The organism is Microbacterium sp. Leaf351, from assembly GCF_001423825.1.
GTDB classification, from domain to species: Bacteria; Actinomycetota; Actinomycetes; order Actinomycetales; family Microbacteriaceae; genus Microbacterium; species Microbacterium ginsengisoli.
This window is the reverse complement of record NZ_LMPK01000027.1, coordinates 1-3,688: the sequence shown is the minus strand read 5'-3', so window position 1 is coordinate 3,688 and position 3,688 is coordinate 1. Positions and strand designations below refer to the sequence as shown.

Here is a 3,688-nt window from a genome sequence, read left to right as displayed (position 1 = left end):
CCGCCTACGAGAACCTCCTCTACGGACCCGACGTGCACTCCGTCGACTCCGGCTCGCAGTTCGTCTCGATCGCGGGTCAGTCCACGTCGGGCGACGCCTCCGCGAACACGATCTGGACGAACGTGAAGAAGACGGCGAACGACGACGTCATCCACCTCATCAACCTCATCGGCAACGACAACACGTGGCGCGACGCGGGCAAGACGACGACGCCCGTGCTGACCAACCTCGCGGTGAAGTACTACATCGGGCCCGACGAGAACCCCACCGCGGTGCGCGTGGCCACGCCCGATGCCGGGAACGACGCGAGCACGAGCCTCAGCTACACCGTCGGCACGGACTCCTCCGGGCGCTACCTCAGCTTCACGGTGCCGCAGCTCAAAGCGTGGGACATGATCTACGTCGACCGCGGCTTCACGACCCCGAGCGCGAACCGCTATGAAGCAGAGAACGCGATCCGTACGAACGTCGGCACGAACACCGACCACGCCGGCTACACCGGCACCGGTTTCGTCGACAACTTCTATCAGGCCGGCAGCGGCGTCTCGTTCACGATCAACGCGGCCACCGCGGGCAACTACCACCTGACGCTGCGTTACGGAAACGGCGGATCCACCGCGACGCGGGTCGTCGCGGTCGACGGCCAGCAAGTCGCCACCCCCACCTTCCCCGCGCAGGGGACGTGGGACTCGTGGACGACGCTCTCCGTACCCGTGACGCTCACCGCGGGCCTGCACACCGTCGTCGTCTGGTGCACGGGCAGCGTCGGCGCGATCAACCTCGACAATCTCACGGTAGGACCCTGACCCGGTGACAGAATCTCCCCTCCCCGACACCGACTGGTGGCGCAGCAGTGTCGTCTATCAGCTCTATCTCCGCTCCTTCGCCGACAGCGACGGCGACGGGATCGGCGATCTCGGCGGCGTGACGGCGCGGCTCGACCACATCGCGCGACTCGGCGTCGACGCGATCTGGCTCAACCCCTGCTACCCGTCGCCGAACCGGGACGGCGGGTACGACGTCGCCGACTACACGGTCGTCGATCCGCTCTACGGGGGGATGCCGGCGTTCGAGCGACTGCGGGACGCGTGCCGGGCGCGGGGCATCCGACTCATGATGGACCTCGTTCCGAACCACTGCTCGGATCAGCATCCCTGGTTTCAAGCGGCGCTGCGCGCGGGCGCGGGGTCGCCGGAGCGCGCCCGGTTCCACTTCCGCGAGGGCCGGGGGTCGGGGGGAGAGGAGCCTCCGAACAACTGGCGCTCGACGTTCGGCGGCCCCGCGTGGACGCGGGTACCCGACGGACAGTGGTACCTGCACGCCTTCGACACCTCGCAGCCCGACTTCAACTGGGAGCACTCCGAGGTCGCGGAGATGTTCGACGGTGTCTTGCGCACCTGGTTCGATCGCGGCGTGGACGGCTTCCGGATCGATGTCGCCTACGCGATGGTGAAGGCGCCGGGGCTGCCCGACCTCGACGACCCCGAGGGTGACAACCCGTACCTGTGGAACCAGCCCGGCGTGCACGCGATCTTTGAGCGATGGCGCCGCATCGCGGACAGCTACACGCCTCCGCGCACGCTCCTCGGCGAGGTGTGGCTTCCTCCCGCGGCGATCGCTGACTACGTGCGGCCCGGAGAGCTGCACCAGGCGTTCTACTTCGATCTCATGCAGCAGCCCTTCGAGGCCGCCGCGTTCGAGCGTTCCGTCCGGGAGACCTTCGCGGCCCTCGACCCGGCCGGCGGTGGCCCCGCATGGGCGCTCAACAGCCACGACGTGCACCGCTCGGTCTCGCGCTACGGACTCGTCGAACCCGAGCCGGTGCGCAGCGCCGACCCCAACGCGCTGCGCACGCGTGCGCGGGGGCGCGTCGACGTCGCTCTCGGCACGTCGCGGGCCACGGCCGCACTGATGTTTGTGCTCGGCCTTCCTGGGTCCGTGTTCCTCTTCCAGGGCGAGGAGCTCGGTCTCCCCGAGGTGCAGGACCTTCCCGATAGCGCGCGGCGCGACCCGATCTGGGAGCGCTCCGGCGGCGAGGAGCACGGGCGTGACGGATGCCGCGTGCCGCTGCCGTGGTCGGGCGATGCGCCGCCCTTCGGATTCACGGAGGGCATCTCATGGCTTCCGCTACCCGATTGGTTCCGCGACTTCACGGTTGCCCGCGAGGAGCACGACGAGAGTGTCCTGAGCTTCTACCGTGAGGCGATCGCCACGCGACGGACGATCGATCCCGCCGCGCCCCTTGAGTGGATCGCCACGGAGCGAGATGACGTGCTCGCTTACAGGCGCGGCGCCTTAACGTGTGTCGTGGTCTTCGGAGGGGAGCCGTTCAAGGCGCCCGTCGGCTGGGGCTCGCGGGTCCTCTCCAGCAGCTCCGCCCCCGACTGTCCGACCGACACCGCCTCCTGGTTTCGCGTCTGATCCTGTCCGGCTGGGAGGTTCAGGTGGCTCGCGGAGTGCTCGCGCCCAGGCGCGTAATCGGGTTCGGAAGCTCCCGGTTTAGAGCAGGCTGGGGGCGATGTGGTTGGTGAGGTTGCTGACGCAGAGGGTGGAGCCGAGCATATGTTCGAAGCATTCGTTGAGGGGTTCGGTGGGGCCGGTGGGGGGTCGAATTAGGGTGGTGAAGGCGGCGGACGGCTCGAGTCAGGCTTCGGAGCTCGGACGGATACGGTCTCGGCATACGACCACTTCTCCTCTCAGAAGCTGCGACATCCTCTCAACCACCGTTCCGGGAAGCCGAGGCAAGACTAAAGGTGTCCGGACAGGCGGGTCACGCCCCGAGTGCTTGCTACGTGCGTTGAGACGCACGTGTCACTCCCTGCGCCCGACGATCGTACGCGCGGCGCGGCGCGCCGCAGCATCCGACATGTGAGTGTCGGTGCACGTCGCCCGGACGCTCCGAGTGAGACCGCCATATACCCGGATGGCGCGCGAATCGAGTCGACGCTCGTGAGTGCTTTTCGTCCCGGTGCGTGCCCGGCGGAATAGTGTGTGACGAACGGATGCCGCGGTCGGGCGTGACGAGCAGGGGGAGTTCTCCGGGCACTCTGCGGGACGGGGGAGCGGTGAACCAGGGTGAGGTGTTCCTTCACGCGCTGATAGGCACGACGGCTGTGCTCGGTGGGACTCTCCTTTTCGTGTGGCGAATCGAGATCAGCCGCGCGATGCGAACGTTCGGCGGGGATGAGTCGTCTCGCTTCTTCAGGGGTCCGAAGCCGAACCAGCTGATTCCGACCAGCGCTGGTTTCGTGCTCATCGGCTTGGTCAACGTCGTTATGGCAGGGGCGAGCGGGGGCATCGTCCAGGGCGCCGCGGCGCCCGGAGTTCTCATTCTGTCCTACGTTGCGCTACTCGGCTCCACGGGGCTGTTGATTGCGTCTCCATGGCTCATGCGCACCGCGACCGTGGGGACGAGGACTTCTCTCGGCATAGGTTTCGGGGTGCTGAGTTCGACGCTTTGCGCCTTTCTCGTCTCCGTCGGGTTCGCGGGAATATGAGCTCCCGCGCGAGTCGGAACGACCCCGCCTTTTCAGGATGCGAGGTCGCTTGCGCACATCGCACCCCTCGGATGGCGCCCCTGAGCGGGGCGTGTTCTCTCACCGCCGCTTAGGCCGTAGGAGCTCAGGACCTCGACGTGCAGCGGTCTGGGTCAAGTCCCGTGGTGTGGTGTCACTTCGGTTGTTTCCGG

The 3,688-nt window shown here is 67.5% G+C and carries 3 protein-coding genes; all 3 read left to right on the top strand.

Annotation, left to right across the window (positions count from 1 at the left end; all coding sequences use genetic code 11):
• The coding region (locus tag ASG00_RS08210; RefSeq protein WP_162238373.1) for a glycoside hydrolase family 66 protein at positions 1–806 on the top strand (806 nt) is incomplete at its 5' end.
• 4 nt (positions 807–810) lie between these two features.
• The gene (locus ASG00_RS08205) at positions 811–2,421 is read left to right on the top strand and encodes a glycoside hydrolase family 13 protein (protein WP_056208407.1); all 1,611 of its coding nucleotides are present in this window, start codon (positions 811–813) and stop codon (positions 2,419–2,421) included.
• 644 nt (positions 2,422–3,065) lie between these two features.
• Complete coding sequence (locus ASG00_RS08200; RefSeq protein WP_156454779.1) at positions 3,066–3,497, top strand: hypothetical protein; 432 nt, start codon at positions 3,066–3,068, stop codon at positions 3,495–3,497.
• Positions 3,498–3,688: the final 191 nt, after the last annotated feature.